The following is a 25,172-nucleotide window of genomic DNA, read 5'->3' as shown; positions in this document are numbered from 1 at the left end:
CGGCAGTGGCTGTGGACGACCGCCGTGGCCCGGCGCGCGCGTGCCAGACTGACGCCATGGCCCAGCGGTTCCTCACCCTCGCCGACGTCACGGACGAGCTCAACATCTCCGCGGCGCAGGCGTACGCGCTCGTCCGCTCCGGGGAGCTCCCCGCCATCCAGGTGGGTGGCCGGGGGCAGTGGCGCGTCGAGGTCAGCGAGCTCGAGGCGTACATCCAGCGGATGTACGCCCAGACGCGCCAGCGCATCGAGGCCGGCGACTTCGACGGCTGAGCGACCGCCGCATCCTCGACCTCGGACCCGACGGGGCCGCGCGGCAACCCCCGCGAGCGTCCCGCGCTCCCCCTGCACGCTCCTCACCGCGGGACGAACCCCGTCTCCGACTCGCTGACGCACAGGACGGCGGACCAGGGCACGACCCGCGAGCCGTGCCCGCTGCCCGGGGCGACCTCCAGGTCGACGTGGTCCTTGCCGACGCGCGCGACCCAGCCGGGGAAGACGCCGGCGGAGGTGCGCACCTGGACGGGCCGACGGTCGCGCATGAGCGCGCGCAGGGCGTGGCCGAGACCCAGCCGTGCCGACCTCCCCGAGGGCGCGGGCTGGGCATGGCGACCGAGGCCCTGGACGGCCGCGATCGCGCCGCTCGGGACGAGGTGCTGACGTCGGGCCTCGCCCACGAGCACCCACTCGTCCGCCGCCTGGCGCAGCTCTCCGGTGACGGCCGACCCGTCGCGCAGCTCGAGCGTCACGGTGCCGGGCGTGCCGCGCAGCCGCTCGACGAGCGTGATCGTCGCGTGCTCCGCGCGGGTGAGGTCCGCGACGGCGGCAGCCCGGTCCTGCGACTCCGCGGCGGCGAGCTGCCCCGCGAGGTCGTCGAAGAGCGCGTCCCATCGCACCGGGACACCGTAGCGGTCCCTCGCGCCACCGGTCCGCGCCCTGTCCACATCACGAGAAGCCCTCTGGACAGGAGCGGTATGTCGCGCTTAGATCGATCAAACGACATCAAACGACATCAAGAGCCGTCGTCCACAGACGGCAACGCAGGGGGCACCGATGGACCGTCGTACCGCCGTACCCGGGCGAGCCGGAGGCGTCACCGTCCTCCTCGCGCTCGTCCTCGTCATGGGCGGCGCCGTCACGGCGCTCGCGCTGCGCGCCACCCACCTCGTCGGCAGCCTCCCGGCTGCCCGCCCGGAGCCCTACGTCGAGCTTCTCGCCGTCGCTCTCGGGGCGGTGGCGGCCACCTGGGTGGCGGCCAGCGCCCTCCTCGGCCTCGGCTGCGTCGTCGCGCGCGCGGTGGGCCGCTCGTGGGGAGCCGGGGAACGTCTCCTTCTGCGCGCGGCGCCTGCCGTCGTCCGCCGGGCCGCGCGGGCCGGCGTGGGGCTGACCGTGGGTGCGGGCCTGGCCCTGGCCGGGGGGACCGCGCACGCCGCCACGGCCCCGGACGCCGACCCCGGCGTCGTGGCGGTCGACCTGGGGTGGCAGACGTCGACGACCGCTCCCGAACCGACCGGGCCGGCGCAGCCCGCTCCCCTCCCGACGGACGTTCCGTCACCCGCTCCCTCGGCCTCGACGACGCCCTCCGACCAGCCCTCGCCGGCAGTCACCGCCCGGACCGGGGAGCCACCCGCCACCGCGACCGGCGCGCCCACGAGGCCGTCGGACGCCCCGGACGCCCCGGACGCTCCGAGCACGGACGCGAGCACACCGTCGGCCGTGGCTCCGGCACGGGCGACGTCACCCGTCACCGCGACCGAGCAGCGCGACGCCGTGCTCACGGTGGTGCGGGACGTCCCCGCGGACGGGCCGCGCGAGGTCGTCGTCGTGCGCGGCGACTCGCTCTGGTCGATCGCCGCACGCCACCTGCCGGACGGCGCGTCCGACGCGCAGGTCGCCCACGCGGTGCAGCGCTGGTACGCCGCGAACGTCGGGGTCATCGGGGACGACCCCGACCTCGTCCGCCCCGGCCAGGTGCTCGTCGCACCGGCCTCCTGACGACCGCCCGCCGCGAAGGAGCCCCACCATGACCGCTCCCCTGCTGACCACCGCCGAGACCACGACCGACGTCGTCGCGCCGCTGCGCCGTCAGGCCACCCCCGCGCCGCCCGGCCGTCCCGGGCGCCCCACCCGCACCACGAGCGTGCCCGCCGACCCGCCGGCTCGCCTGCTGCGCTGCGTCGGCGAGCGCCCCGTCGCGACGATCGACGTGAACGACGTCACGACCGCGCGGGCACCGCAGCACGTCGTACGGGGCCGCCCCCTCGCGCCCCCGACCGCACCGCTCCCGCTCCCGGACCCGACCGCCCTGTGCTGCGCCGTCGTGCGCGCTGCCGTCGAGGTCGTGCGCGGCGAGCGCACCGTGGGCCAGCTCGCCCGGTGGGTGTCGCCCGAGATCTACGAGACGCTCGCGCGGCGGTCGCGGCTCGTCGCCGACGGCCCGCGGCGGACGACGACACGGCCCGTCACCGTGCGACGCGCCCGCGTGCTGCGCATCGGCGACGGCGTCGCGGAGGGCACGGTCGTGGTCGAGGACGGCGACCGTGTCCGTGCGGCCGCGGCACGGCTCGAGGCACGCCGCGGCACGTGGCGCGTGGTCGCGCTCGAGATCGGGTGACAGCGCACCTCTCCCGACGACGGCGGGGCGCGCCACCCGTTGGTGACGCGCCCCGCCGTCGCGGTCCCGTCACGACGTGCGTCGGACGGGCCGAGGATCACTCCTCGTTCTGGCCGTGGCAGACCTTGTACTTTTTGCCCGAGCCGCACGGGCACTGCGCGTTGCGCGGGGTGCCGGGGAAGGTGCGCCCGTCGCTCTCGATCGCGCTCGCCTCGCCGTGCAGCGCGCGCCGCGAACGACGGCCCGCGTCGCCCGAGACGACGGCCCGGCCGGTGCCGTCCTCGCTCGGCGCGCTGTACGACAGCGGGACCTGACGGTCGGGGCCGTCGAGCCCCTTCGCGATGAGCGTGCCGGGGCGGCCACCGCTCGGGCCGCCGAACGCCGCCGGGGTCGCGACCGGAGCAGGCTCCGGCTCGACCGGAGCGTCCTCGACCGGGGCGTCGGTCGTCGCGGGCGCATCCTCGACGGGAGCGTCCGCCACGGCGGCGTCCTGCGCCTGCTGGGCCGCCGCCGCGAGACCGGCGGCGGCACCCGCCGTCGCCGCGCCCGCCGCACCGCCGAGCGCCTGGCCCGCCGCCGACTGGGCGGCCTGAGCGGCCGCCGCCGCGGAGATCGCCGGGGACTGGCCCTGGTCGGCCGCACCGGGCTCGGCGACCTTGACCTCCAGGTTGAAGAGGTAGCCGACCGTCTCCTCCTTGATGGCCTCGGTCATGGCCTGGAAGAGCTGGAAGCCCTCGCGCTGGTACTCCACGAGCGGGTCGCGCTGCGCCATGGCGCGCAGTCCGATGCCCTCCTTGAGGTAGTCCATCTCGTAGAGGTGCTCGCGCCACTTGCGGTCGAGGACCGAGAGCGTCACGCGGCGCTCGAGCTGGCGCATGTTCGCCGCGCCGAGCTGCTCCTCCCGGTTCTGGTAGGCGATGCGCGCGTCGGAGAGGATCTCCTCGAGGAGCATCTCGCTCGTCAGGCGCGTCTCGCCGCCGGCCTGCTCCACGACCTCGTCCACCGTGATGGAGATCGGGAAGACGGCCTTGAGCGCGGTCCACAGCGCGTCGAGGTCCCAGTGCTCCGGGTTGCCCTCGGCCGTGGCGCCCTCGACGTACGCGGTGACGACGTCGGTGAGGAAGTGCTGCACCTGCTCCTGCAGGTCCTCGCCCTCGAGCACGCGGCGGCGCTCGTCGTAGATGACCGTGCGCTGGCGGGACAGGACGTCGTCGTACTTGAGGACGTTCTTGCGGATCTCGAAGTTGCGGGACTCGACCTGGCCCTGCGCGCTCGCGATGCCGCGCGTGACCATCTTGGACTCGAGCGGCACGTCGTCGGGGAACCCTGCGCGGTTCATCATCGACTCGGCGAGCGTCGAGTTGAACAGACGCATGAGGTCGTCCTGCATCGACAGGTAGAACCGGGACTCGCCCGGGTCGCCCTGACGGCCGGAACGACCGCGGAGCTGGTTGTCGATGCGGCGCGACTCGTGGCGCTCGGTGCCGAGCACGTAGAGGCCGCCGAGCTCGCGGACCTCGTCGTGCTCCGCCGCGACCGCGGCCTTCGCCTTCTCGAGCGCGTCGGGCCACGCGGCCTCGTACTCCTCCGGGTTCTCCGCGGCGTCGAGCCCGCGGGCCGCGAGGTCCGCGACCGCCATGAACTCGGCGTTGCCGCCGAGCATGATGTCGGTACCGCGGCCGGCCATGTTCGTCGCGACGGTCACGGCGCCCTTGCGGCCCGCGAGGGCGACGATCGAGGCCTCGCGCTCGTGCTGCTTCGCGTTGAGGACCTCGTGCGGCACGCCCTGCTTCTTGAGCTTGGACGACAGCAGCTCGGACTTCTCGACGCTCGTCGTGCCGACGAGCACCGGCTGGCCCTTCGCGTGGCGCTCGACGATGTCCGCGACCACGGCGTCGAACTTGCCCTCCTCGTTCTTGTAGACGAGGTCGGGCTGGTCGACGCGCTGCATCGGGCGGTTCGTCGGGATCGGCACCACGCCGAGCTTGTAGGTGCCCTGGAACTCGGCCGCCTCGGTGTCCGCGGTACCGGTCATGCCCGACAGCTTGGAGTACAGGCGGAAGTAGTTCTGGAGCGTGATCGTGGCGAGCGTCTGGTTCTCCGCCTTGATCTGCACGCCCTCCTTGGCCTCGATGGCCTGGTGCATGCCCTCGTTGTAGCGGCGGCCGGGCAGGATGCGCCCGGTGTGCTCGTCGACGATCATGACCTCGCCGTTGAGCACGACGTAGTCCTTGTCGCGCTTGAAGAGCTCCTTCGCCTTGATGGCGTTGTTGAGGAACCCGATGAGCGGCGTGTTGAGCGACTCGTAGAGGTTGTCGATGCCGAGGTAGTCCTCGACCTTCTCGATGCCCGGCTCGAGCACGCCGACGGTGCGCTTCTTCTCGTCGACCTCGTAGTCGGACCCCGGGTTCAGGCGCCGCACGACCTTGGCGAACTCGCCGAACCAGCGGTTCGTGTCGCCCGACGCGGGACCCGAGATGATGAGCGGCGTGCGCGCCTCGTCGATGAGGATCGAGTCGACCTCGTCGACGATCGCGAAGTGGTGGCCGCGCTGCACGAGGTCGTCCGTGGACCACGCCATGTTGTCGCGCAGGTAGTCGAAGCCGAACTCGTTGTTCGTCCCGTACGTGATGTCCGCGGCGTACTGCTCGCGGCGCTGGGCCGGCGTCTGCCCGGACAGGATGCAGCCCGTGCTGAGACCGAGGAACCGGTAGACGCGGCCCATGAGCTCGCTCTGGTACTTGGCGAGGTAGTCGTTGACCGTGACGACGTGCACGCCCTTGCCCTCGAGCGCGTTGAGGTACGCGGCCGTGGTCGCGACGAGGGTCTTGCCCTCACCGGTCTTCATCTCGGCGATGTTGCCGAGGTGCAGCGCCGCGCCTCCCATGAGCTGGACGTCGAAGTGCCGCTGGCCGAGCGTGCGCCGCGACGCCTCGCGCACCGCGGCGAACGCCTCGGGGAGCAGGTCGTCGAGGGTCTCGCCCGCCTCGAGGCGCGCCTTGAAGCGGTCGGTCTCCTCCCGCAGCTCCTCGTCGGTGAGGTCCTCGAAGCCGGGCTCGAGCTTGTTCACCTGGTCGGCGATGCCGGACAGCTTCTTGAGGATCCGGCCCTCGCCGATGCGAAGGACCTTGTCGAGGATCGAAGGCACGCAGGACTCCCGTATCGATCGGTGCCCGGGCCGGGTGGTCCGGGAGCAGCGCCGACGCTCTCCCGCGCGGGCGCGCACGGCAGCGGACGTCGGCAACGTCACACAACATCGTAGGCGAGTCGGAGCGGCGTCGGACCAGCCCAGGTTTCGCCGACGACGAACCTCACCGGCGAGCCCGGCGCCAGGGTACGACGTCGGGGCCCCACGCGGGCGGCCCGCCCACCGGGGCCGCGGGGCCCGACCGACCCGTCAGCCCGTCGCCGCCACCTCGGCCGCGAGCGCAGGGGCCAGGTCGCCCGAGGGTGCGACGTCGACGTCCGGGACGCCGAGCCACCCGCCCAGCACGCGGAGCTCCGCGGCGAGCCGCGCCGCCGTCTGCTCCCCCGCCGCCTGCTCCCGGTGCGCCGACAGCACCCGCAGCACGCCGGCCCGCCGGTCGGCCTTGAGGTCGACGCGCGCCGTGAGCTGCTCGCCCTCGAGGAACGGCAGGACGTAGTAGCCGTGGACCCGTCTGGCCGCGGGCACGTAGATCTCGATCCGGTAGTGCACGTCGAACAGCCGCTCGAGCCGCGTGCGCTCGAACACGAGCGGGTCGAACGGGTTGAGCAGGGTCGTCGCGGTCGCGCGCCGAGGCAGCGCGGCGTCGGCGTGCAGGTACGTCGGCTCGTCCCAGCCGCGCACCGTCACCGGCCGCAGCGTGCCCGCCTCGACGAGCTCGTCGAACGCCGTGCGCACCGCGGGGCCCTTGAGCCGGAAGTAGTCCTTGAAGCAGCGCAGCGTCCCGATCCCGTGCGCCCGCGCACCGATCTCGAGGAGAGCCCGGACGGCGTCGGCGTCCGCGACGGGCGGCGCCGCGAGGACCTCCGGCGGCAGCACGCGTTCGGTGAGGTCGTAGCAGCGCTCGAACGCGCCGTTGCGGCGCGCGGACGTGATCTCGCCCGTGAAGAACAGGAACTCGAGCGCGCGCTTGGCGACGGTCCAGTTCCAGCCCCACTGCGACCGGTCCCGCGGGTGCGCCCGACCCTCCGCCTCCAGGATCTCGTGCACCTCGCTCGCCGTGATCGGGCCGCGCTGGGTGACGAGGCGGCGCACGTCCTCCACCGCCTCGGAGTGGCTCATCTCGACCGCGCTGATGGTCCCCCACGCCTCCGTCCGGTACCGGCGGCGACGCCACTCGAGCAGCGGCCACGTGCTGGGCGGCACGTACGACGCGACGTGGGCCCACGTCTCCACGAGACGGCGCGGCGCCCGTCCCGCCGCGCGGTCCAGCAGCGCCGTGTCGTACGGGCCGAGACGCGCGTACAGCGGCATGAGGTGCGCCCGCGCGAGCACGTTCACCGAGTCGATCTGCAGGAGCCCGAGGCGGTCGATCACCCCCTGGACCTGCCGCATCGTCGGCGCTCGACCGCTCGTGCCGTCGTACGGGCGCGGACGGTGCAGCCCTTGCGCGGCGAGCGCGACGCGGCGCGCCTGGGACAGGGACATCGACTCGGACCTCGACGGCGTGGCGACCACGCCCCGATCCTGCCCGCCCCCACCCACACGCCCGTCCCGTGCCGACCACGTGCTCCCGGCACGTCTCGGCCACCGGACGCGCCACGACCACCTCTGGGCCCGCCACGGTCGTCCGGTCGACGAACGACGGGGTCCGGACAGCGCGACGCGCCCGGACCCGGGGTGGGTCCGGGCGCGTCGGTGCCGGTCAGGCGGTCTTCTCGACCACGGCGTCGGCGCAGTCGCAGGACGTGTCGAGCGCGACGACCCCGTACGTCCAGCCGCGGCGCCGGTAGGCGACGGACGGGCGCGAGGTCTCGACGTCGACGAAGAGGAAGAAGTCGTGGCCGACCATCTCCATCTCGTACAGCGCGTCGTCCACGGTCATGGGTTCCGCGGAGTGCAGCTTCTGCCGGATGACGACGGGCGAGTCGCCGAGCGTGGTCTCGACGGCCTCCCCGGGCTCGGTGGGCGCGGTCGGCGCCGGCGGCGGGGGTGCGGCGTGCGTGGCCGCGTCGTAGGGGCGCACGTCGACGGGCGGCACGACGGTGTGGTTGCGGTGGTCCTTGCGACGGTCGCGGGCACGGCGCAGGCGCTCGGCGAGCTTGTCCATCGCGAGGTCGAGGGCGCCGAACCGGTCGTCGGCCGCTGCTTCGGCACGGACGACGGGTCCCTTGGCGCGCACGGTCAGCTCGACGCGTTCGCGAACCCCGGAGAGCCTCGGGTTGTTCTCGTGGGTGACCTCGACGTCCACGCGCTGCGCCGTGGGCGCGAGCTGCTGGACCTTGGCGAGCTTGTCCTCCACGTGCCGGCGGAAGCGGTCTGCCACTTCCGTGTGCCTGCCGACGACGACGATCTCCATGTGAGCCTCCGCGAGGATCTTGTGCGGCGCCCGGCTCGATGCGTCCGAGCGCCTCGTTCGGATTCGGTAGGAGCACCCGTTGCGGGTGCGGTGGGCTACCACCTCCTTGCGGCGCGAGGCCGCGCGCTCGGTACGCTCGCGCGGCGCCGGACGTGCGCTGCACCTCCGTCGTCCGCGGCGACTGGCCCTCAGACTAACCCGCGCTCCGGGGTGTCGGCAGCACCAACGGGAGGTGAACCGGAGGACCTTCGGCCCGTCGTCGAGAGGCGCGTCACGGCGCCTTCCGGGGCGGCCTCACGACGCCTCGAGGGCGCGGGTGTCGCCGCGAGGACGAAGGCCCCGAGCACGGGAAGGCCGGCGCGGGCGAGGGCGGTCTCGCTCGCGGCGAGGGTCGCTCCGGTGGTGAGGACGTCGTCGACGAGGAGGCACGGGAGCCGGTCCCGCTCGGCCTCGCGCACCCGACGACGCGTCACCGGCCCGGTCGCGGCCCCGACCGCGCCGAGACGTGCGCCGCGCGCCCTGGAGCCCAGCCCGACCTGGTCGCGCGCACGCCCGCGCTGCACGAGCAGGGGTGCGACCCGTGCCGGCGTCCCCGAGGCCCTGAGGCCCGCCGCGACACCGCGCGCGAGCACGACGACGGGGTCCCGGCCGCGGGCCCTGCGCGCCGCGGCGGACGTCGGGGCGGGAACGACGAGGACCGCTCGGGCCGGTCGCCCGGGGACCGCGCGCGTCGACGGCCTCGCGACGGGTCGGGCGCCCGCGCCGAGGAGCACCGGGAGCGCGGTGCCCGCGCGGCGCGCGACCGCGGCCAGCGGACGGTCGAGGTCGGCGCGGCCACGGTCCTTCCACGCGACGACCACGCCGCGCACCGGGCCCTCGTAACGCGCCGGAGCCCAGACGGGCAGGGGCGCGACGCCGTCGAGCCGGTCGAGGCGCGGAGCTCCTTCCTCGCGGCGCCGCAGCGGAGCGCCGAGCGGCGCCAGGCAGTCGGCGCACCAGCGGACGTCGGGGCGGGCGCACCCCGGGCAGGCGACAGGCAGCACGAGGCGCGCGACGTCGTCGAGGGCACGGAGGAGCACCGGACCAGCCTGCCCGGGCAGGGTCCCGCGTGCGGGCGCGGTCGCGGGACCTGTGGACGACGGCGCCGTACGGGCGCTCGTGCGGGCCGACGGCCGGTCCTGTGGTCCACCCTGGACAGGCGACGTGCCGCCCCGGACGGCGCGGCGTCGCCGCCGTGATCAGCCCGGGAAGGTGGGCAGCCGCACCTCGGTCGCGACCCTGGTCCAGAGGGTCGAGGTGCCCGCCGCGTAGAGGCTGCTGTCGCTCGTCCCGACGAGCGTCGTGGAGGCGCCCGTCGCCGAGGCGAGCGAGACCGCGTCCTCGACCGGCGACGAGGGCACCGTGGGCCCGCCGACGGGGACACGCTGCACCACGGGCTCGGCCGTCCCCGACGTCCGCCCGAGGACCCCCAGGAGCGCGCGGTCGACCCACGTGACCTGGGTGGCCGCCAGCACGGGTTGGCCCACCCGCACCGGCTCGGAGAGCTGGGTCGGGCGCCCCGCCTCGTCGCGGACGATGCCGGCGACGTGGATCTGCGCGCCGCTCCCCGCGTCGCTCACGACGGCGATCCGCGCACCGTCCGGAGCGACCCGCACGGACATGATCGTGCGCCCCTCGAGCCAGGCCGCCGCGACGGGGGTCACGGCCTCGTCCGAACCCGCCTCCCCGAGTTTCACGACCTGCAACGCACCCGCCTGGACCTGCGGACCGCTCCACAGGTACTGGAAGCGGTCGATCGACGGGGCGAGCAGGTTCGATCCCGTCAGGAGCGTCGTCGGCCCGGCCTCCGCGGTCGGCGCCGTGACGATGCGGCTCCCTCCGTCGCGGACGACGAACGCCGCGTCGGTGGAGCGCCCGCGGAACGCGAGGGCCGTGGGCTGGAGGCCGGTGAGCGGTGCGGCGGACGCGACCGGCTCGGTCGTGCGGCCCTGCAGCCTCATGATCTGGTCGCCCGCCAGGACGACCGGGTCGTCCGGGGTCGTGGCCACGCCGATCGTCGGGACCTCGTCGGCCGAGAGCACCGACCCGCCGACGTCGACCGTGATCTCGACGCGTCCCCCGAGGGAGGCCTGGAGCTGGGCCAGCAGGAGGGCGCGGTCCGCGGACGAGGCCGCGGTGACGGGATCCGTGAGCGGCACGGAGATCGTCCCCTCCGCCGCCGGGACGGAGTCGATGCTCAGCGCGGTGCCCTCGGGGGCGACGGTCGCCACGGAGCCGGCCAGCCACTCCGCCGGCCCGCGCAGGGTCTCCCGGACCGCGAGCGCCTGCCAGTTGCGGCTGGGGAACCAGCGCGCGTCGGGCACGAGGTACTCCCGGTCGAGGGTCGGGAAGTAGAGGTTGACCTGCTTGTAGGTCTGCGCGAAGTTCGTCTCGGTGATCGTCAGTCCGTCGTCGACCGTGTCGATGCGCCACTGGTCGTGGTCGTCGCGCACCAGGCCGTAGGAGATCTCGATGGTCTGCCCGGGGACCTCCTCGGTGTAGACGCCGTGCTCGTCCACGGTGCCGACGAGCTCCGCCGTCGTGCGGACCGTCGTCGTCCCGCCCTCGAGCGTCGACTCGTCCACGACGAGCTCGGGCTCGCCCGCCACGACCGCCACCTGGGCGAGCGGGGACCACTCCTCCTGGACCTCCGGCGTGAGGAACTCCGAGGCGACGTCGAACGAGCTCCGCGCGCCCTGGGCCTGGGCGGCGAGGAAGCCCTGGACGATCTGGGACGGGGACGCGTCGGGGCGCGGGGCCGCGGCGCTGACGAACGGCTGGCCGGGATCCTCCGGGGTCGCCTCGCCCTCGGTGACCGGTCCGGACGTGGGGATCGAGGCGCACGCGCCGAGCGCGGCGACGAACGCCGTCGCGAACCCGGCGGCGAGCGCGCGCACGGTCCGACGACGCAGCGTCCCGGTCGTGGTCATCGCGCCTCCTGCACGTCGTCGGTGGTCAGCCGCTCCGTCTGCTCCCCGGGCGGGGGTTCCGCCCCACGGCCCGGGGACGGGTCGTGGTCGCGGGGCAGGACGACGGGGATCCCGCCCGTGACGGAGGGCAGGTCGGCGGGGCCCGCCGTCCCCTCGACGTCCTCGACGACCGCCGTCGTGGCGCTCCACTCGGCGGGGAGCCCTCGGCCGACCGCCGCCTCCGACACGAGCGGCAGCGGCGAGGACTGGAGCCGGATGCCCGCGCGTCGCGGGAGCGTCAGCCGGAAGCTGGCGCCGCGCCCCGGGCGGCCCCAGGCCTCGAGCCAGCCGCCGTGCAGGTGGGCGTCCTCGAGCGAGATCGCGAGCCCCAGGCCCGTGCCGCCGGTCGTGCGCGCGCGGGCCGGGTCCGCGCGCCAGAATCGGTCGAACACGTGCTGGACCTCGTCCGCGGTCATCCCGACCCCGTGGTCGCGCACCGCGACCGCGACGGCGTGCCCGTCGCCCTCGACCGTGATCTCCACGGGCCGTTCCTCGGCGTGCTCGATCGCGTTGACGACGAGGTTGCGCACGATGCGCTCGACCCGCCGGGGGTCGACGTCCGCGGTCACGGGCTCGTCCCCGAGGTGGACCGACAGCCAGACGCCCTTGCGCTCGGCGAGCGGGGCGGCGTGGTCGACCGCGGCGTTGACGACGTCGCGCAGGTCGCGGCGCTCGGCGTCGAGGACCGCGGCCCCGGCGTCGAACCGGCTGATCTCGAGCAGGTCCGCGAGGAGGTCCTCGAACCGGTCGAGCTGGGTCTGGAGCAGCTCGGTCGATCGCTTCGAGACGGGGTCGAACTCCTCGCGCGAGGAGTACAGCACCTCGGACGCCATGCGGATCGTCGTGAGCGGCGTGCGCAGCTCGTGCGAGACGTCGGAGACGAACCGGCGCTGGAGCATCGACAGCTCCTCCATGCGCCCGATCTGGTCCTGGAGGCTCCGCGCCATCTCGTTGAACGAGTGCGCGAGCGACGCCATCTCGTCGTGCCCCTTGACCGGGAGCCGTTCGTCGAGGCGGCCGTCGGCGAGCCGCTCCGCGACGGTCGCCGCCTGCCGCACGGGGAGCACGGCCTGGCGCGTGACGAGCGCGGTGATGCCGACGAGCAGCGCGAGCAGCACGAGCGCGCCGACGAGCAGGACGGACTGCAGGAAGCGCAGCGTCTCCTGGTCGGCCTCGAGGTCGTAGAGGTAGTAGAGCTCGTACGTGCCGGCGACGGGCACCTCGACCGTGGAGCCCACGACGATGCCCGGCACGACCGACGAGTCCGGGTCCGCCGGGTCGACCGGGATGGCGACGGACTGCAGGTACTGCTCGCCGTCGGCGGCGACGGTGGCCGCGCGCATCTCGGGCGTGACGAGGTCGACGAGCTGCGGGTTCGTCGACAGGTCGAGGAACCCGACGGTGCTCGACCCTCCCGCCTGCCACAGGAAGACGTCGCGCGACGATCCCGTGGTCTGCAGCATGGAGAAGAGGTCGAACAGCAGCGACTGCGCCTCCGTCGCGTTCGCGGCAGGCGACGCGTCGAGCGTGCTGCGCGCCTGCTGCGTCGACTGCGCGCTCTCCAGGTCGACCTCGGCCGCGCGCCGCTCGTAGAGCCCGTCGCGCATCGCGTCGGTGAGGTAGGCGCCGAGCGCGCCGACCGTGAGCACGCCCACCACGAGCGCGGAGGTCACGACGCGCAGCTGCATCGACGAGCGCCAACGCCACACGACGCGGCGGGCGGTCGCTCGCGCACGTCGACGGACCCGGCGCCAGAGCCCCCGCCAGCGCCCGTCGCTGGAGCCGGCCGTCGCGCTCACGTGCGGGTCGCGCCCGCCTTGTACCCGACGCCGCGGACGGTCAGCACGATCTCCGGGTTCTCGGGGTCGTGCTCGATCTTCGAGCGCAGACGCTGGACGTGGACGTTGACGAGGCGCGTGTCCGCGGCGTGCCGGTAACCCCACACCTTCTCGAGGAGGACCTCGCGCGTGAAGACCTGCCAGGGCTTGCGCGCGAGCGCGACGAGGAGGTCGAACTCGAGCGGGGTGAGCGCGACCTGCTCGCCCCCGCGGGAGACGCGGTGGCCCGTCACGTCGATCTCCACGTCGCCGATCGACAGGTGCTCCGGGGCCGGCTCCTCGGTGCGGCGCAGGCGCGCCCGGATGCGGGCGACGAGCTCCTTGGGCTTGAACGGCTTGGAGATGTAGTCGTCGGCGCCCGACTCGAGCCCGAGCACGACGTCGACCGTGTCGCTCTTCGCGGTGAGCATGATGACGGGCACGCCCGACTCGGCACGGATGAGGCGGCACACCTCGGTCCCGTCCTTGCCCGGGAGCATGAGGTCCAGGAGCACGAGGTCCGGCTGGGTGCTGCGGAACGTCTCGAGCGCGAGGTCGCCGTCCGCGCAGAACACCGGCTCGAAGCCCTCGGAGCGCAGGACGATCCCGATCATCTCGGCCAGGGCGGTGTCGTCGTCGACCACGAGCACACGAACCTTCATGCGGACATCTTGCCATCGACGGGCCTCCGCTCGGCGCGGCCCGGCGCCGCGGCGCGGGTGAACCCCCGCGCGCGGGAGGCGCGTACTAGGGTGGCCTCGCCGCCGTGGCCGATCGCCGCCCGGCAGCCTGGACCGACACGCCCGAGCCGACCGCGGGGGACCACGAGCACATGAGCACACCCGACACCTCCGGCACGCCGGACGGTGCCACGCCGGACCCGGCGGCGGCGCCCGGCCCGACGACGCCCACGGGCCCCGGTGGTGACGCCGACGGCTGGGGCGCCCCCGCGCACGGGGCACCCGGCTACGGAGCACCGGGCGGCTCAGCGCCGTCGCAGCCGCAGCCCCGGTACGGCCAGTACGCGCCCGGGTACGGACCCGGTCAGGACACGACGGCGGACCAGCCGCCCGCGGCCCCCGCGCCAGGGGCGTGGGGACAGCCGTCGTATGGGCAGCCGCAGTACGGGCAGCCGCAGTACGGGCAGCCGCAGTACGGGCAGCCGCAGTACGGGCAGCCGCAGTACGGACAGTCAGCGCCGCAGGGTCCGGGCGGGTACGGCCAGCCGGGCCACGGGCAGGGTCAGTACGGCCAGGGACAGTACGGGCAAGGGCAGTACGGGCAGCAGCAGTACGGGCAGCAGCAATACGGCGCCCCCGGCTACGGCCCGCCTGCCGGCTTCGCGGGTGCGCCCTACGTGGCCCCCGCCGCGAAGCCGGGGATCGTCCCGCTGCGCCCGCTGTCGCTCGGCGAGATCTTCGACGGCGCGTTCGGCGCGATCCGCCACAACCCGCGCGTGATGCTGGGCCTGAGCTCCCTCGTCGTCGTCGTCGCGACGATCGTCGGCGCGCTGCTCGGCTGGGCGTTCTCCGGCTACTTCGCCGACTTCTTCTTCTCCCTGCCGGACGAGACCGGGCTGGGCGGGATGGAGAACGACTTCGCGATGCTCTACTCGAGCACGCTCGGGACGGGGCTCACGACCAGCCTGGCCACCCCGATCGTCAGCGGCCTGCTGACGGTGTCCATCGGGCAGTCCGTCATCGGCCGCAAGGCCACGACCGGGGAGGTCTGGTCGCAGGTCGGCCGGCGCGCGTGGTTCCTCATCGGTTTCTCCCTGCTGCTGGGCCTGGCCTGGGCCGTCGCCGTCGGGCTGGTCGTGCTCCTCGTCGCCCTGGGCTTCGCCGCCGCGACAGCGCTCGGCGTGGTCCTGCTCCTGGTCGCTCTCCCGGGCCTCCTGGTGCTCGCGGTCTGGGTCGGGACCCGCACCGGGCTCGTGCCACCGGCGCTCGCGCTCGAGGGCCAGCCGTTCTGGGCGACCGTCCGACGCTCGTGGCTCCTCACGCGCGGCAGCTTCTGGCGCCTCTTCGGCATCTACCTGCTCGCGTACGTCGCGATGTACGTCGTCGTGCAGATCGTCGTCTCGCCGTTCAGCCTCGTGAGCACGTTCCTCCTCGCCGCAGGGCAGAGCTTCGTGGCGAACGCCCTGCTGGCGCTCGGTGTCGCGCTCTCGACGATCGTCATGACGCTGTTCCTCGGGAGCGTCGTCGCGCTCCTCTACATCGACGTGCGCATGCGCCGCGAGGGCCTGGACGTCGAGCTCGCCGCGGCGGCGAACGCGCAGCCGCCCGCATGACGCTGCGGTCGCTCGCGGCCGACGTGCCGGTGCAGCCCGGCGCCGACGAGGCGCGCCGATGGCTCGTCGAGGAGCTCGCGAGGCCGGAGTACCGCACGGAGCCGTCGCTCCTGCAGCGGTTCGTCGACTGGGTGCTCGGGCTGTTCGACGGCGCGCCCACGCTCGACCTGGGCGGCCCGCTCACCGCGGTGCTCGTCGTCGTGGTCGTGCTGCTCGTGGCCGGCATCGCGTACTGGGTCGCCGGTCCGGTGCGCCTGTCGCGCCGGGCGGCCGCGTCCGCCGTCGTGCTGGACGACGACGTGCGAACCGCCGCCGAGATGCGCGCGGCGGCCGACGCCGCGGCCTCCCGTGCGGACTGGGCGACCGCGGCGCTCGAGCGCTTCCGCGCCGTCGTCCGCTCGCTCGAGGAGCGGGCCGTCCTGGACGCCCGTCCCGGCCGCACGGCGTGGGAGGCCGCCGAGGCGGCGGGCGAGCGCGTCCCCGACGTGGCCGACGGCCTCGAGCGCGGCGCGCACCTGTTCGACGACGTCGCGTACGGCAAGGCCGCGGTCGGGCCCGAGGCGGACGCGTTCCTGCGCGCGCTCGACGAGCGCACGCTCGCGACGCGTCCCGTGCTGCGCGCCGAGGTCGCGACGGCGGCCACCACGACCCCCGGCGGTGAGGCGTGAGCACGACCCACCCCGGACCACCGCCCGCCGCGGGACCCGCGGACCACGCGGGCGGGCCGCGCGCGGTGACGACGGCGTACGTGCCCGTCGTCGGCGACGGCACCACCGCCGGGTCGCGCGCCCGCAGCCGGTGGCGCCGCGCGCGCTGGCCCCTCGTGGTCGTCCTCGCCCTCGTCGCGCTCGCCGGCCTCTCGGCGCTCGCACGCCCGACGACGTCGTCCACGCCCCTCGCGCCCGACAACCCCGGGCCCGCCGGCGCCCGGGCCGTCGCGGAGGTCCTGCGCGACCAGGGCGTCGAGGTCACCTACGTGACCACGGTCGCGGACGCGGTCACGGCGGCCGCGGACGGCGGCACGCTGCTCGTCGCGCAGGGCGACTTCCTGCTCGACGAGCAGGTGGAGGCGCTCGTGCGCACACCCACCGACCTCGTCCTCGTGGCGCCGCCCGACTTCCTCCTCTCGGCCGCGACGGACGCCGGCGCGGAGCTCGCCTACGACTGGGGACCCGGGACGGCCACGCGCTCCCCGCGCTGCGACGACCCGGCCGCACAGGCCGCCGGCGCGCTGCGCTCGGACGGCGTCGGCTTCCTCGCGGTCGACCGGACGACCGTCCTGTGCTTCCCCTCCCCCGACGACCCGACGGTCGGCGCCTACCTCGTGCACGAGACCGACGAGCGGACCGTGCGGGCCGTGGACACGACCACCGTGCTGCGCAACGACACGGTCACCGACGACGGCAACGCCGCCCTCGCGCTGTGGACGCTCGGCTCGAACGACCGCCTCGTGTGGCTCGTGCCCGACCCGTTCGACACGTCGCTCGGCGGTGGCGAGGACGAGCAGACTCCGGCTCTCTCCCTCCCGCCGTGGTTCGGCGTCGTCGCGCTCCAGGTGCTCGTGGTCGTGCTCGTCGTCGTGCTGTGGCGCGGCCGCCGGCTCGGCCCGCTCGTGACCGAGGACCTGCCCGTCGTCGTGCGCTCCGCGGAGACGACGCGCGGTCGCGGTCGCCTCTACCGCCGCGCCGGGGCGCGCGGGCACGCCGCGGCCGGGCTGCGCGCCGGCACCGCGGACCGGCTCGCGAACAGGCTCGGCCTCCCGCGCTCCGCCGACGCGCCCGCGCTCGTCGACGCCGTCGCCCGTGCGACGGGCCGCCCGGGCGAGCAGGTCGCCCAGCTCCTGTACGGACCACCACCCGCCGACGACGCGGCACTGCTCGAGCTCGCGCGTCACCTTGACCGGATCGAGAGCGAGGTCTACCACTCGTGACGCACCACCCCGACGGCTCCGTGCCGCAGCCCGACCGCTACGCGCCGCCCCCGCACCCGGGGCAGCCGCAGGACCAGGACCCGAGCGTCGCCGACCGCGTGAGCGCGGCGGCGGGCGCACCCGGGCACGAGCAGGGACCGCCCGCCGCCGGGGCCCCGGCGGCGGGCTACGCCGCCGCGCCCCCGGCCGCGTACGGCCGGCCGCCGGCTCCCGCGCACGACGCACCCCCCGCGCCGTCGCCCGAGCTGCGCCAGGCCCTCGCGGCCGTGCGCAGCGAGGTCGGCAAGGCCGTCGTCGGACAGGACGGCGCCGTGACGAGCCTGCTCATCGCGCTGCTGTGCAAGGGACACGTCCTGCTGGAGGGCGTGCCCGGCGTGGCGAAGACGCTGCTCGTGCGCACGCTCGCCGCATCGCTCGACCTCGGCACCAAGCGCGTGCAGTTCACGCCCGACCTCATGCCGGGCGACGTGACCGGCTCGCTCGTGTACGACGCGCGGACCGCCGAGTTCTCGTTCCGCGAGGGCCCGGTCTTCACGAACCTGCTGCTCGCGGACGAGATCAACCGCACACCCCCCAAGACCCAGGCGTCGCTCCTCGAGGCGATGGAGGAGCGTCAGGTGTCGGTCGACGGGACGCCGCGCCCCCTGCCCGACCCGTTCCTCGTCATCGCGACGCAGAACCCCGTCGAGTACGAGGGGACGTACCCGCTGCCCGAGGCCCAGCTCGACCGCTTCCTGCTCAAGGTCGTGCTGCCCCTGCCCGAGCGCGAGCAGGAGGTCGAGGTGCTCGCGCGCCACGCCGCCGGGTTCAACCCGCGCGACCTCGCGGCCGCCGGCGTGCGCGCCGTCGCCGGCCGTGACGTGCTCGACCGGGCACGCTCCGAGGTCGCGCGCGTGCAGGTCGCGCGCGAGGTCCTCGGCTACGCCGTCGACGTGTGCCGCGCGACGCGCCACTCCCCCTCGCTGTCGCTCGGCGTCTCCCCGCGTGGTGCCACCGCGCTGCTCGCGACGTCGCGCGCGTGGGCCTGGTTGTCCGGCCGGTCGTACGTGACGCCCGACGACGTCAAGGCCCTCGCGCACCCCACGCTGCGCCACCGCGTGCAGCTGCGGCCCGAGGCCGAGCTCGAGGGCGTGACGGCCGAGAGCGTGCTCGACACCGTGCTCGCGTCCGTCCCCGTGCCCCGCTGAGGCGTCGCACGTGGCCCTGACGTGGCGCGCCGTCGTGCTCACGGCGCTCGGGATCGTCCCCGTGCTGCTGTTCCCCGTGCCGGGGACGGTGCTCGTGTGGACGCTGCTCGTCGTCGCGCTGTGCGCGCTCGACGTGTCGCTCGCGGCGTCCCCCCGGCGGGTCGCGGTCGAGCGCCGCGTGCCCGGCTCCGTCCGGCTCACCGACACGACGACGTCGCGCCTCACCCTCACCAACCTCGCACCGCGGCGGCTGCGCGCGCTCGTGCGCGACGCGTGGCCGCCGTCGGCCGGGACCCAGGTCAACCGGCACCCGGTCGACCTCCCGCCCGGCGAGGCGACGCGCGTCACGACCGTCCTGGTGCCGACGCGGCGCGGCGAGCGTGTCGCCGACCGGGTCACGATCCGCTCGTTCGGCCCGCTACGGCTCGCGGCGCGCCAGGCGTCGATCGCCGTGCCCGGCCGGCTGCGCGTGCTCCCCGAGTTCGCGTCCCGCCGTCACCTCCCGAGCCGGCTCGCGCGCCTGCGCGAGATGGACGGTCGCGCCGCGGTCCAGGTGCGCGGCGAGGGCACCGAGTTCGACTCGCTGCGCGAGTACGTCCTCGGCGACGACGTCCGCTCGATCGACTGGCGCGCGTCCGCCCGGGGCCGCGACATGGTCGTGCGCACCTGGAGGCCCGAGCGCGACCGGCGCGTGCTCGTCGTCGTCGACACGTCGCGCACCTCCGCCACGCGCGTCGGGGACGAGCCGCGCCTCGACGCGAGCATCGAGGCCGCGCTCCTGCTCGCCGCGCTGGCCGGGCGCGCGGGGGACCGCGTCGAGCTCGTCGCGTACGACCGCACCGTGCGCTCGCGCGTCGCCGGAGCCGCCGGGCCGCGCCTCATGCCCGCCATGGCGGACGCGCTCGCCCCCCTCGAGCCGGCCCTGCTCGAGACCGACTGGCCGGGGCTCGTCGGTGCGGTCCACGAACGGCTGTCCCAGCGCGCGCTCGTCGTGCTCCTGTCGACCCTCGACCCCGCCGCCGTCGAGACCGGGCTGCTGCCCGTCGTCGGGCAGCTCACGGCCAAGCACCAGGTCGTGCTCGCCGCGGCCGGCGACCCCGAGGTCGCCGCCCTGCGCGACGACCGCACCGGCACCGCCGAGGTCTACGACGCCGCCGCGGCGGCCCGCGGCGAGATCGAGCGCGCCGCCGTGACGACCGTCCTGCGCCAGCGCGGCGTCGAGGTCGTCGACGCCCTCCCCGACGACCTCGCCCCCCGCCTCGCCGACACCTACCTCGCCCTCAAGGCCGCCGGCCGCCTCTGACTCGTGGCCGCGGGGCACCTCGGTCCGCCGAGGGAGAAACCGTGGTCGCGCGAGGTAGAACCGTGGTCACGCGAGGTAGAACCGTGGTCACGCGAGGTAGAACCGTGGTTCTTGTGTTCGACGGCGTTCTGGTCGCCTTGGGTGGTCGGGGTGGGTGGTGGTGCCGCGTCTACCATCCGCCGCTCGTTCCTCGCGGCTCCCGCCAGGCCCGCCACGACGCGGCACCACCACCCACCCCGACCGGCGTTGACCCACCCTGGTCGGCCCTCACCTCGGGCGACCGCCCGCGGGGTGGGTTCGGCCCGGGCCGCGCGACCTGCCGGGTCGCGCGACCGGCCGGGACGCCGCACCGTCGCGCCGGAACGATCGCCGATCGCGGTGCCGTCACGACGAGCAGGTGGTCTTGGCGCGTCCGCCGCGCGGGACGAACCCGCCTCGCCTGCTCGACCCGCCGGGACGGCCTGGTCGGGCTCATGCCGAGCCGGCATGGGCGCACCGGCCCTGGTGGGCCTCCCGATGGTCGCGAGCGGTGACCGACGTCCCGGGCGAGACGATCGCCGAGCGGTGGGGGTGGGCTCGGATGCGAAGGGGCGTCAGAGCGGCGCTCCTCGAACCCACGGCCGAGGGACCAGGGTGACGGCGCCGCAGCCCCGAGCACCGAGACCACCCGCGCCGCGGACCCGACCACGCGGGCCCGTAATCTGACCACGGCTCTACCTCGCCAGACCACGGTTCTACCTCGCTAGACCACGGCTCTACCTCGTGGGACCACGGCTCTACCTCGTGGGACCACGGCTCTACCTCGTGGGACCGCGGTTCTACCTCGCGGGACCCCGGTTCTACGTCGGCCCGGAGGCGACCCGTGTCGGGGCACGACGGTAGGGTCGTCGGGTACGCTCACCGACCTCAGGAGAACCCCGTGGCCTGGCAGCCGACCGATCCCCGACAGCGCGCACGGCGCAACCGTCGCGTCGCGATGATCGTCGTGGCGGCGCTCCTCGCGACGTTCCTCATCCCGGCGCTCGCGATCGTCCTGTCCTGACCTGCTGATGAGCGACGAGCGGTTCGGGCCGCGGCTCAGCCACGACGACCTCAACCGGGCGCTGCTCGCGCGCCAGCACCTCGACGCCCCGCGCGACGCGTCGGTGCTGGACGAGGTACGGCACCTCGTCGGGCTGCAGTCGCAGGTGCCGTCGTCGCCGTATCCCGCCCTGTGGTCGCGGCTCGCGGCGTTCACGCCCGACGACCTGGGCTCGCTGCTCACCGACCGCGAGGTCGTGCGCGTGGGCGCGCTGCGCGGCACGGTGCACCTGGTCGCCGCGGACGACGCCCTGGAGCTCACCGCGCTGGTGCGGCCGACGCTCGCCGCGTACCTGCGGGCGAAGAACCAGCACGGCGCGGCCCTCGCCGACGTGGACCTCGACGACCTCGAGGAGGTCGCGCGCGACGTGCTCGACGAGCCGCTCACGTCCGTCGAGCTCGGCAGGCGGCTGGCGCAGCGGTGGCCCGACGTCGACCCCAAGCACCTCGCGTACGGGGCACGCTGCCTGCTGCCGCTGGTCCAGGTGCCGCCGCGCGGTCTCTGGGGGGCGAGCGGACCCGGGACCACCACCACGTGGACGACGGCGCAGGCGTGGCTCGGGCGGTCGAACGACGCCCTCGACGCGGTCGCGCGCGGCACCGACCCCGACGCGGACCTCGCGGCACGCGTCCGGCTCGTGCGGCGATACCTGGCGGCGTTCGGCCCGGCGTCGGTGGCCGACGCCCAGCGATGGTCGGGCCTGACGCGCCTCAAGGCTGCGTTCGACGCCCTGCGTCCCGATCTCGAGACGTTCACCGGCCCGGACGGCAAGGAGCTCTTCGACCTTCCCGACGCGCCCCGCCCGCCCGGCGACGCGTCCGTGCCGGTGGTCCTCGCGGGCGACTTCGACAACCTCGTGCTCTCCCACGACGACCGGACGCGGATCCTCGGCGACGTCCCGGTCAAGAGCGTCGTGAGCGTCAACGGCCAGGTCGCGGCGACGGTGCTCGTCGACGGACGCGTGGCCGGGGCGTGGACGGCGCGCCCGACCGCCACGACCACCCCGTCCGCCCCCACCACCGCGACGACCGGGGCGACGTCGCCCGACGAGCCCGCGGACGACGTCGTGCACGTCGAGGTGCGCCCGCTGCGCGGCCCCGCGGGTGACGTCACCGGGCGCGGCACGGGTGCGGGTGGCGTGAGCGGCGCCGACGTCCCCCGCTCTCCCGCGGACCGGCTTCGCGAGCCCGAGGTGCGTGACGCGCTCGTCGCGCGCGCCGAGGACTGGGTCCGGTGCGCATGGCCGGCCGCGCGGGTGTGCGTCGTCGTGCACGACTGAACGGCGTCCGGCACGAAGAACCGCGACCGGCAGGCAGAGAGCCGAGAGCCGAGAGCCGAGAAGGATGAACCCTCAGGCCGCAACCGGGGCGACGTCGCCCGCGTGGTCGGCGGTGAGGTCGCCGGTCTCGCCGGCCGCCACGGCACGACGGCCGAGCACGATCGTGTAGACCCAGAACGCCGCGAGGGCGATCGCGCCGATGACGATCTTGAGCCACCACGGCATGGTCGAGCCCGTGACGAATCCCTCGATGACGCCGGAGATCGCGAGCGCGATGACGAGCCCGATCGCGACGGTGACCAGTGCGCGGCCCTCCTGGGCGAGCGCGCGCGAGCGCGGCAGCGGGCCTGGGTCGACCCAGGCCCAGAAGATGCGGAGCCCCGCGGCCCCGGCGACGAACACGGACATGAGCTCGAGCAGACCGTGCGGCGCGATGAGCTGGAGGAAGAGCCCGAGCTCCCCGTGCGCGGCCATCATGCCGCCGGTCGACCCGATGGCCACGGCGTTCGAGAACAGCACGTAGGCGGGGAAGATCCCCGTGATGCCCAGCCCGATGCACTGGGCCGCGATCCAGGCGTTGTTGGTCCAGACGACGGTCGCGAAGTCGAGCCCGGGGTCGTAGTACGACGCGAACGCCTCGTTCACGTAGTTCTCCTGGACGCTCGGCGGGCCCATCGACGCGAGGCCCTCGGGCGTCGTCGCGACCCAGACACCGGCGACGAGCGCGACGACGAGGCACGCGACCGTCACGCCGACCGACCACCACCGGATCCGGTACAGGGCGGCCGGGAGGGACACCGTGAGGAACCGTACGACGTCGCGCCATGCGGGCTCGTGCGCCCCGGCGATGCGCGTCCGCGCCTTGCCGAGCAGCACGGACAGTCGCGAGACGAGCACGGGGTCGGGCGCGACCGACCGGACGGTCGACAGGTGCGTCGCGACGGCCTGGTAGAGCCGGACCAGCTCGTCCGCCTCGGCACCGTCGAGCGTGCGCCGCGAGGTGAGGGTCTCCAGGCGGTCCCACTGCGCGCGGTGCACGTCGGTGAAGGCGTCGAGGTCCACGACCGATACCCTGCCACACAGGGCGTGCCGCCGGTGCGCCGACCGGCGCGCGGGCACGGGCCCGTGACGTGAGGAGAGCGAGGAGCAGCGTGCGGGACGGCATCCTGATCGGCGAGGGCGTGGTCCTCGACGCGCGACCGGCGTCGTTCGTCACGCGCGGTCTCGCGCTCTTCCTCGACATGCTGACGCTCTTCGTCGCGCTGTTCGCGCTGCTCTTCGCGACGTCGGGCTCGCTCGAGCTGGTCGACCCGGACTTCGCCCCGGCCATCGGGATCGCGCTCGCCGTCCTCGTCATGGTCGTCGTCCCGACGACCGTGGAGACGCTGTCGCGCGGCCGCTCGCTCGGCAAGCTGGCGCTGGGCATCCGGGTGGTCCGCGACGACGGCGGCCCGGTCCGCTTCCGGCACGCGTTCCTGCGCGCCCTGGTCGGCGTCGGCGAGATCTGGCTGACGCTCGGCTCGGTCGCGCTGGTCGCGTCGCTGACGAACGACAAGGGCAAGCGCCTCGGCGACATGGCGGCGGGGACGTACGCGATCCGGGTGCGGGGCGGGCGACCGACGCTCGCGCCGCTCGTCATGCCGCCGCACCTCGCGGCGTGGGCGTCCCACGCCGACATGCGCCGCCTGCCCGACGGTCTCGCGCTCGCCGCGCGGCAGTTCCTCTCCCGCGCGGGCAGGCTCCACCCGGCGTCGCGGGCCCGGCTCGGCCAGGAGCTCGCGGGACAGGTCGAGCGGTACGTCGCGCCGGGCCCGCCGCCCGGCACGCACCCGGAGACGTTCCTCCTGGCGGTGCTCGCCGAGCGGCGCGACCGGGACTGGGCGACGGCGCAGCGCGCGCAGGCTCTCGCAGGCCAGCAGGCCGAGCTGCTGCACCGGCTCCCCTACTCGATCCCCGACCCCGCGCGCTGACGCCCCGACGCGCGTCGCACCGGACGCGCGTCCTCGAAGCGCCCGACGACGCGGGAGATGCCCACGAGCACGAGCGCGAAGGCGCCGAACCAGACCGGGCGGCTCGCCCACCAGTCGGCGCTGCCCGGCGTCGGGAGCTCCTGGCCGAGGACCACGAGCACCGTCCCGACGACGACGATCATCGCCGTGAGGTGCCACAGGTAGACGGTCATCGACCGTCGGGCGAGGCCCGCGACGACCGCCCGGCCGCGCCCGTCCGCCCAGCGCACGAGCGGCCCCCGGGCGGCGAGCGTGAGCGCGACGAGCGCGATCGCGTGCAGGACGACCGGTGCCGTGGGCGGGCCGAGGTTCGACATCGCGTCCCCGGGCATGCCGATCAGCGAGACCGGGTACGGCCCGACGACGACGAGCACGGCCGCGAGCGCCACGGCCGCGAGCCCGACCCCGACGAGCACGAGCGGCCGCGGCAGGACGGCGACGGGCACCACGCGCCCCCGGCGCACGACCCGCGTCCCCGAGCGCGCGTCGGCGTACAGCAGCCCGATCGCGTAGGGGACGGCCCACACGAGCACGACGTCGACGAGCGCGAGGCGCTCCAACCCGGCGCCGAAGCGGAGCGCCTCGACGGCGAGCGGCGCGGCGACGAGGGCGCCGACGGCCCACCAGCCGGCGGCGTGCAGCGCACGCCGCAGGAGCGGGGTCAGCACGACGAGGCCGAGGTAGACCGCGAGGAACCACAGGAGCTGCGGCGCGAGCGTCGCGAGCGAGCGCACGGCGTCCCCGGGCAGCCCCGCGGCGAGCAGCACCCCGATCGCGACGGCCCACGCCCCGACGAACACCCCGACGGGCCGCAGCAGCCGGGGCACGCGCCGTGCGGCGAGCCGTGCCCCGGCCGCGAGGTCGGCGAGGACGCTCGGGCGGGCCACCACCCGCCCGGGACCCGCGAGCCCGGGCGAGCGACCGCCGTCGGGCCCGCGCCGCAGCCCGTAGGCGGCCGAGGCGCCGGCGGCGAAGAACAGCAGCGCGAGCACCTGGAAGACCCAGGTGACGGTCCAGCCGGCGCCGTGCGCGAGGGCGTTGCCGATGTCCAGGTGCTCGCCGTCCCACGTCGCGTCCGCCATGAGCCAGTGCACCGTCAGGACGCTGAGCGTCGCGACGGCGCGCACGGCGTCGACGAACACGTCGCG

General features: G+C 75.0%; 21 protein-coding genes. 11 read left to right on the top strand and 10 right to left on the bottom strand.

Annotation, left to right across the window (positions count from 1 at the left end):
* The first annotated feature begins 56 nt into the window (after positions 1–56).
* Positions 57–272, top strand: a complete 216-nt coding sequence (locus JN535_RS12615) for a helix-turn-helix domain-containing protein (RefSeq protein WP_087472469.1) — start codon at positions 57–59, stop codon at positions 270–272.
* A gap of 83 nt (positions 273–355) precedes the next feature.
* Here the strand turns inward: JN535_RS12615 and JN535_RS12610 are convergent, their stop codons facing one another.
* Positions 356–895, bottom strand: coding sequence for a hypothetical protein (locus tag JN535_RS12610; protein ID WP_205205893.1), 540 nt, complete (start codon positions 893–895; stop codon positions 356–358).
* A gap of 157 nt (positions 896–1,052) precedes the next feature.
* Here JN535_RS12610 and JN535_RS12605 point away from each other — a divergent pair, with 157 nt between their 5' ends.
* Positions 1,053–1,994 (top strand): LysM peptidoglycan-binding domain-containing protein, encoded by a 942-nt coding sequence (locus JN535_RS12605; RefSeq protein ID WP_205205892.1) that lies wholly within the window; start codon positions 1,053–1,055, stop codon positions 1,992–1,994.
* A 28-nt stretch (positions 1,995–2,022) separates the two neighbouring features.
* Positions 2,023–2,613, top strand: a complete 591-nt coding sequence (locus JN535_RS12600; protein WP_240201065.1) for an Rv3235 family protein — start codon at positions 2,023–2,025, stop codon at positions 2,611–2,613.
* Between the two features lie 97 nt (positions 2,614–2,710).
* On the opposite strand, the gene secA is transcribed toward JN535_RS12600, so the two are convergent.
* The 7 genes from secA to mtrA form a co-directional block, all read right to left on the bottom strand.
* Entirely contained in the window at positions 2,711–5,761 is a 3,051-nt protein-coding gene (gene secA / locus JN535_RS12595) for a preprotein translocase subunit SecA (protein ID WP_205205891.1), read from the bottom strand.
* 249 nt (positions 5,762–6,010) lie between these two features.
* Positions 6,011–7,276, bottom strand: coding sequence for a winged helix-turn-helix domain-containing protein (locus JN535_RS12590; protein ID WP_374100502.1), 1,266 nt, complete (start codon positions 7,274–7,276; stop codon positions 6,011–6,013).
* Positions 7,277–7,463: 187 nt separating this feature from the next.
* Complete coding sequence (gene hpf / locus JN535_RS12585) at positions 7,464–8,117, bottom strand: ribosome hibernation-promoting factor, HPF/YfiA family (protein ID WP_205205890.1); 654 nt, start codon at positions 8,115–8,117, stop codon at positions 7,464–7,466.
* 188 nt (positions 8,118–8,305) lie between these two features.
* Positions 8,306–9,196, bottom strand: coding sequence for a ComF family protein (locus JN535_RS12580; protein WP_205205889.1), 891 nt, complete (start codon positions 9,194–9,196; stop codon positions 8,306–8,308).
* A gap of 159 nt (positions 9,197–9,355) precedes the next feature.
* Entirely contained in the window at positions 9,356–11,086 is a 1,731-nt protein-coding gene (locus JN535_RS12575; protein WP_205205888.1) for an LpqB family beta-propeller domain-containing protein, read from the bottom strand.
* The gene (gene mtrB, locus JN535_RS12570) at positions 11,083–12,813 is read right to left on the bottom strand and encodes an MtrAB system histidine kinase MtrB (protein ID WP_205205887.1); all 1,731 of its coding nucleotides are present in this window, start codon (positions 12,811–12,813) and stop codon (positions 11,083–11,085) included. Before mtrB ends, JN535_RS12575 begins: the two co-directional genes overlap by 4 nt.
* 107 nt (positions 12,814–12,920) lie before the next feature.
* Positions 12,921–13,604 (bottom strand): MtrAB system response regulator MtrA, encoded by a 684-nt coding sequence (gene mtrA, locus JN535_RS12565; RefSeq protein WP_047232133.1) that lies wholly within the window; start codon positions 13,602–13,604, stop codon positions 12,921–12,923.
* 170 nt (positions 13,605–13,774) lie between these two features.
* Between mtrA and JN535_RS20845 the strand changes: the two genes are divergently transcribed.
* The 7 genes from JN535_RS20845 (at position 13,775) to JN535_RS12535 (ending at position 22,015) form a co-directional block, all read left to right on the top strand.
* The gene (locus tag JN535_RS20845) at positions 13,775–15,235 is read left to right on the top strand and encodes a DUF7544 domain-containing protein (protein ID WP_240201064.1); all 1,461 of its coding nucleotides are present in this window, start codon (positions 13,775–13,777) and stop codon (positions 15,233–15,235) included.
* Positions 15,232–15,903 (top strand): DUF4129 domain-containing protein, encoded by a 672-nt coding sequence (locus JN535_RS12555; RefSeq protein WP_205205886.1) that lies wholly within the window; start codon positions 15,232–15,234, stop codon positions 15,901–15,903. The genes JN535_RS20845 and JN535_RS12555 overlap by 4 nt, the downstream gene beginning before the upstream one ends.
* Positions 15,900–17,165: a DUF4350 domain-containing protein gene (locus tag JN535_RS12550; RefSeq protein WP_307868666.1), complete on the top strand. Its 1,266-nt coding sequence runs from the start codon at positions 15,900–15,902 to the stop codon at positions 17,163–17,165. The genes JN535_RS12555 and JN535_RS12550 overlap by 4 nt, the downstream gene beginning before the upstream one ends.
* A gap of 245 nt (positions 17,166–17,410) precedes the next feature.
* A complete protein-coding gene (locus JN535_RS12545) occupies positions 17,411–18,352 on the top strand; it encodes an AAA family ATPase (protein ID WP_240201115.1) in 942 nt (313 codons plus the stop codon).
* A gap of 10 nt (positions 18,353–18,362) precedes the next feature.
* Positions 18,363–19,655, top strand: a complete 1,293-nt coding sequence (locus tag JN535_RS12540) for a DUF58 domain-containing protein (protein WP_205205885.1) — start codon at positions 18,363–18,365, stop codon at positions 19,653–19,655.
* A 919-nt stretch (positions 19,656–20,574) separates the two neighbouring features.
* Entirely contained in the window at positions 20,575–20,697 is a 123-nt protein-coding gene (locus JN535_RS21270; RefSeq protein WP_255318720.1) for a hypothetical protein, read from the top strand.
* A gap of 7 nt (positions 20,698–20,704) precedes the next feature.
* Complete coding sequence (locus tag JN535_RS12535; protein ID WP_205205884.1) at positions 20,705–22,015, top strand: winged helix DNA-binding domain-containing protein; 1,311 nt, start codon at positions 20,705–20,707, stop codon at positions 22,013–22,015.
* Between the two features lie 72 nt (positions 22,016–22,087).
* Here JN535_RS12535 and JN535_RS12530 read toward each other — a convergent pair whose 3' ends face one another.
* A complete protein-coding gene (locus JN535_RS12530; RefSeq protein WP_205205883.1) occupies positions 22,088–23,077 on the bottom strand; it encodes a stage II sporulation protein M in 990 nt (329 codons plus the stop codon).
* Between the two features lie 89 nt (positions 23,078–23,166).
* Between JN535_RS12530 and JN535_RS12525 the strand changes: the two genes are divergently transcribed.
* Positions 23,167–23,985, top strand: a complete 819-nt coding sequence (locus tag JN535_RS12525) for an RDD family protein (RefSeq protein ID WP_205205882.1) — start codon at positions 23,167–23,169, stop codon at positions 23,983–23,985.
* Here the strand turns inward: JN535_RS12525 and JN535_RS12520 are convergent.
* On the bottom strand, positions 23,958–25,166 hold the full coding sequence (locus JN535_RS12520; protein WP_307868664.1) for an acyltransferase family protein: 1,209 nt from the start codon (positions 25,164–25,166) through the stop codon (positions 23,958–23,960). The genes JN535_RS12525 and JN535_RS12520 overlap by 28 nt on opposite strands.
* Between the last annotated feature and the right edge of the window lie 6 nt (positions 25,167–25,172).

The organism is Cellulosimicrobium cellulans, assembly GCF_016921195.1.
Lineage (GTDB): Bacteria > Actinomycetota > Actinomycetes > Actinomycetales > Cellulomonadaceae > Cellulosimicrobium > Cellulosimicrobium cellulans_F.
The sequence above is the reverse complement of the archived record's forward strand: the minus strand, read 5'-3'. Positions and strand labels throughout refer to the sequence as shown.

Bases quoted from the DNA above. Each gene is read 5' to 3' on its own strand.
- JN535_RS12605 (WP_205205892.1), top strand. From the start codon at position 1,053: ATGGACCGTCGTACCGCCGTACCCGGGCGAGCCGGAGGCGTCACCGTC.
- JN535_RS12535 (WP_205205884.1), top strand. From the start codon at position 20,705: ATGAGCGACGAGCGGTTCGGGCCGCGGCTCAGCCACGACGACCTCAAC.
- JN535_RS12555 (WP_205205886.1), top strand. From the start codon at position 15,232: ATGACGCTGCGGTCGCTCGCGGCCGACGTGCCGGTGCAGCCCGGCGCC.
- JN535_RS12575 (WP_205205888.1), bottom strand. From the start codon at position 11,086: ATGACCACGACCGGGACGCTGCGTCGTCGGACCGTGCGCGCGCTCGCC.
- JN535_RS20845 (WP_240201064.1), top strand. From the start codon at position 13,775: ATGAGCACACCCGACACCTCCGGCACGCCGGACGGTGCCACGCCGGAC.
- JN535_RS12600 (WP_240201065.1), top strand. From the start codon at position 2,023: ATGACCGCTCCCCTGCTGACCACCGCCGAGACCACGACCGACGTCGTC.
- hpf (WP_205205890.1), bottom strand. From the start codon at position 8,117: ATGGAGATCGTCGTCGTCGGCAGGCACACGGAAGTGGCAGACCGCTTC.
- mtrA (WP_047232133.1), bottom strand. From the start codon at position 13,604: ATGAAGGTTCGTGTGCTCGTGGTCGACGACGACACCGCCCTGGCCGAG.
- mtrB (WP_205205887.1), bottom strand. From the start codon at position 12,813: ATGCAGCTGCGCGTCGTGACCTCCGCGCTCGTGGTGGGCGTGCTCACG.
- JN535_RS12615 (WP_087472469.1), top strand. From the start codon at position 57: ATGGCCCAGCGGTTCCTCACCCTCGCCGACGTCACGGACGAGCTCAAC.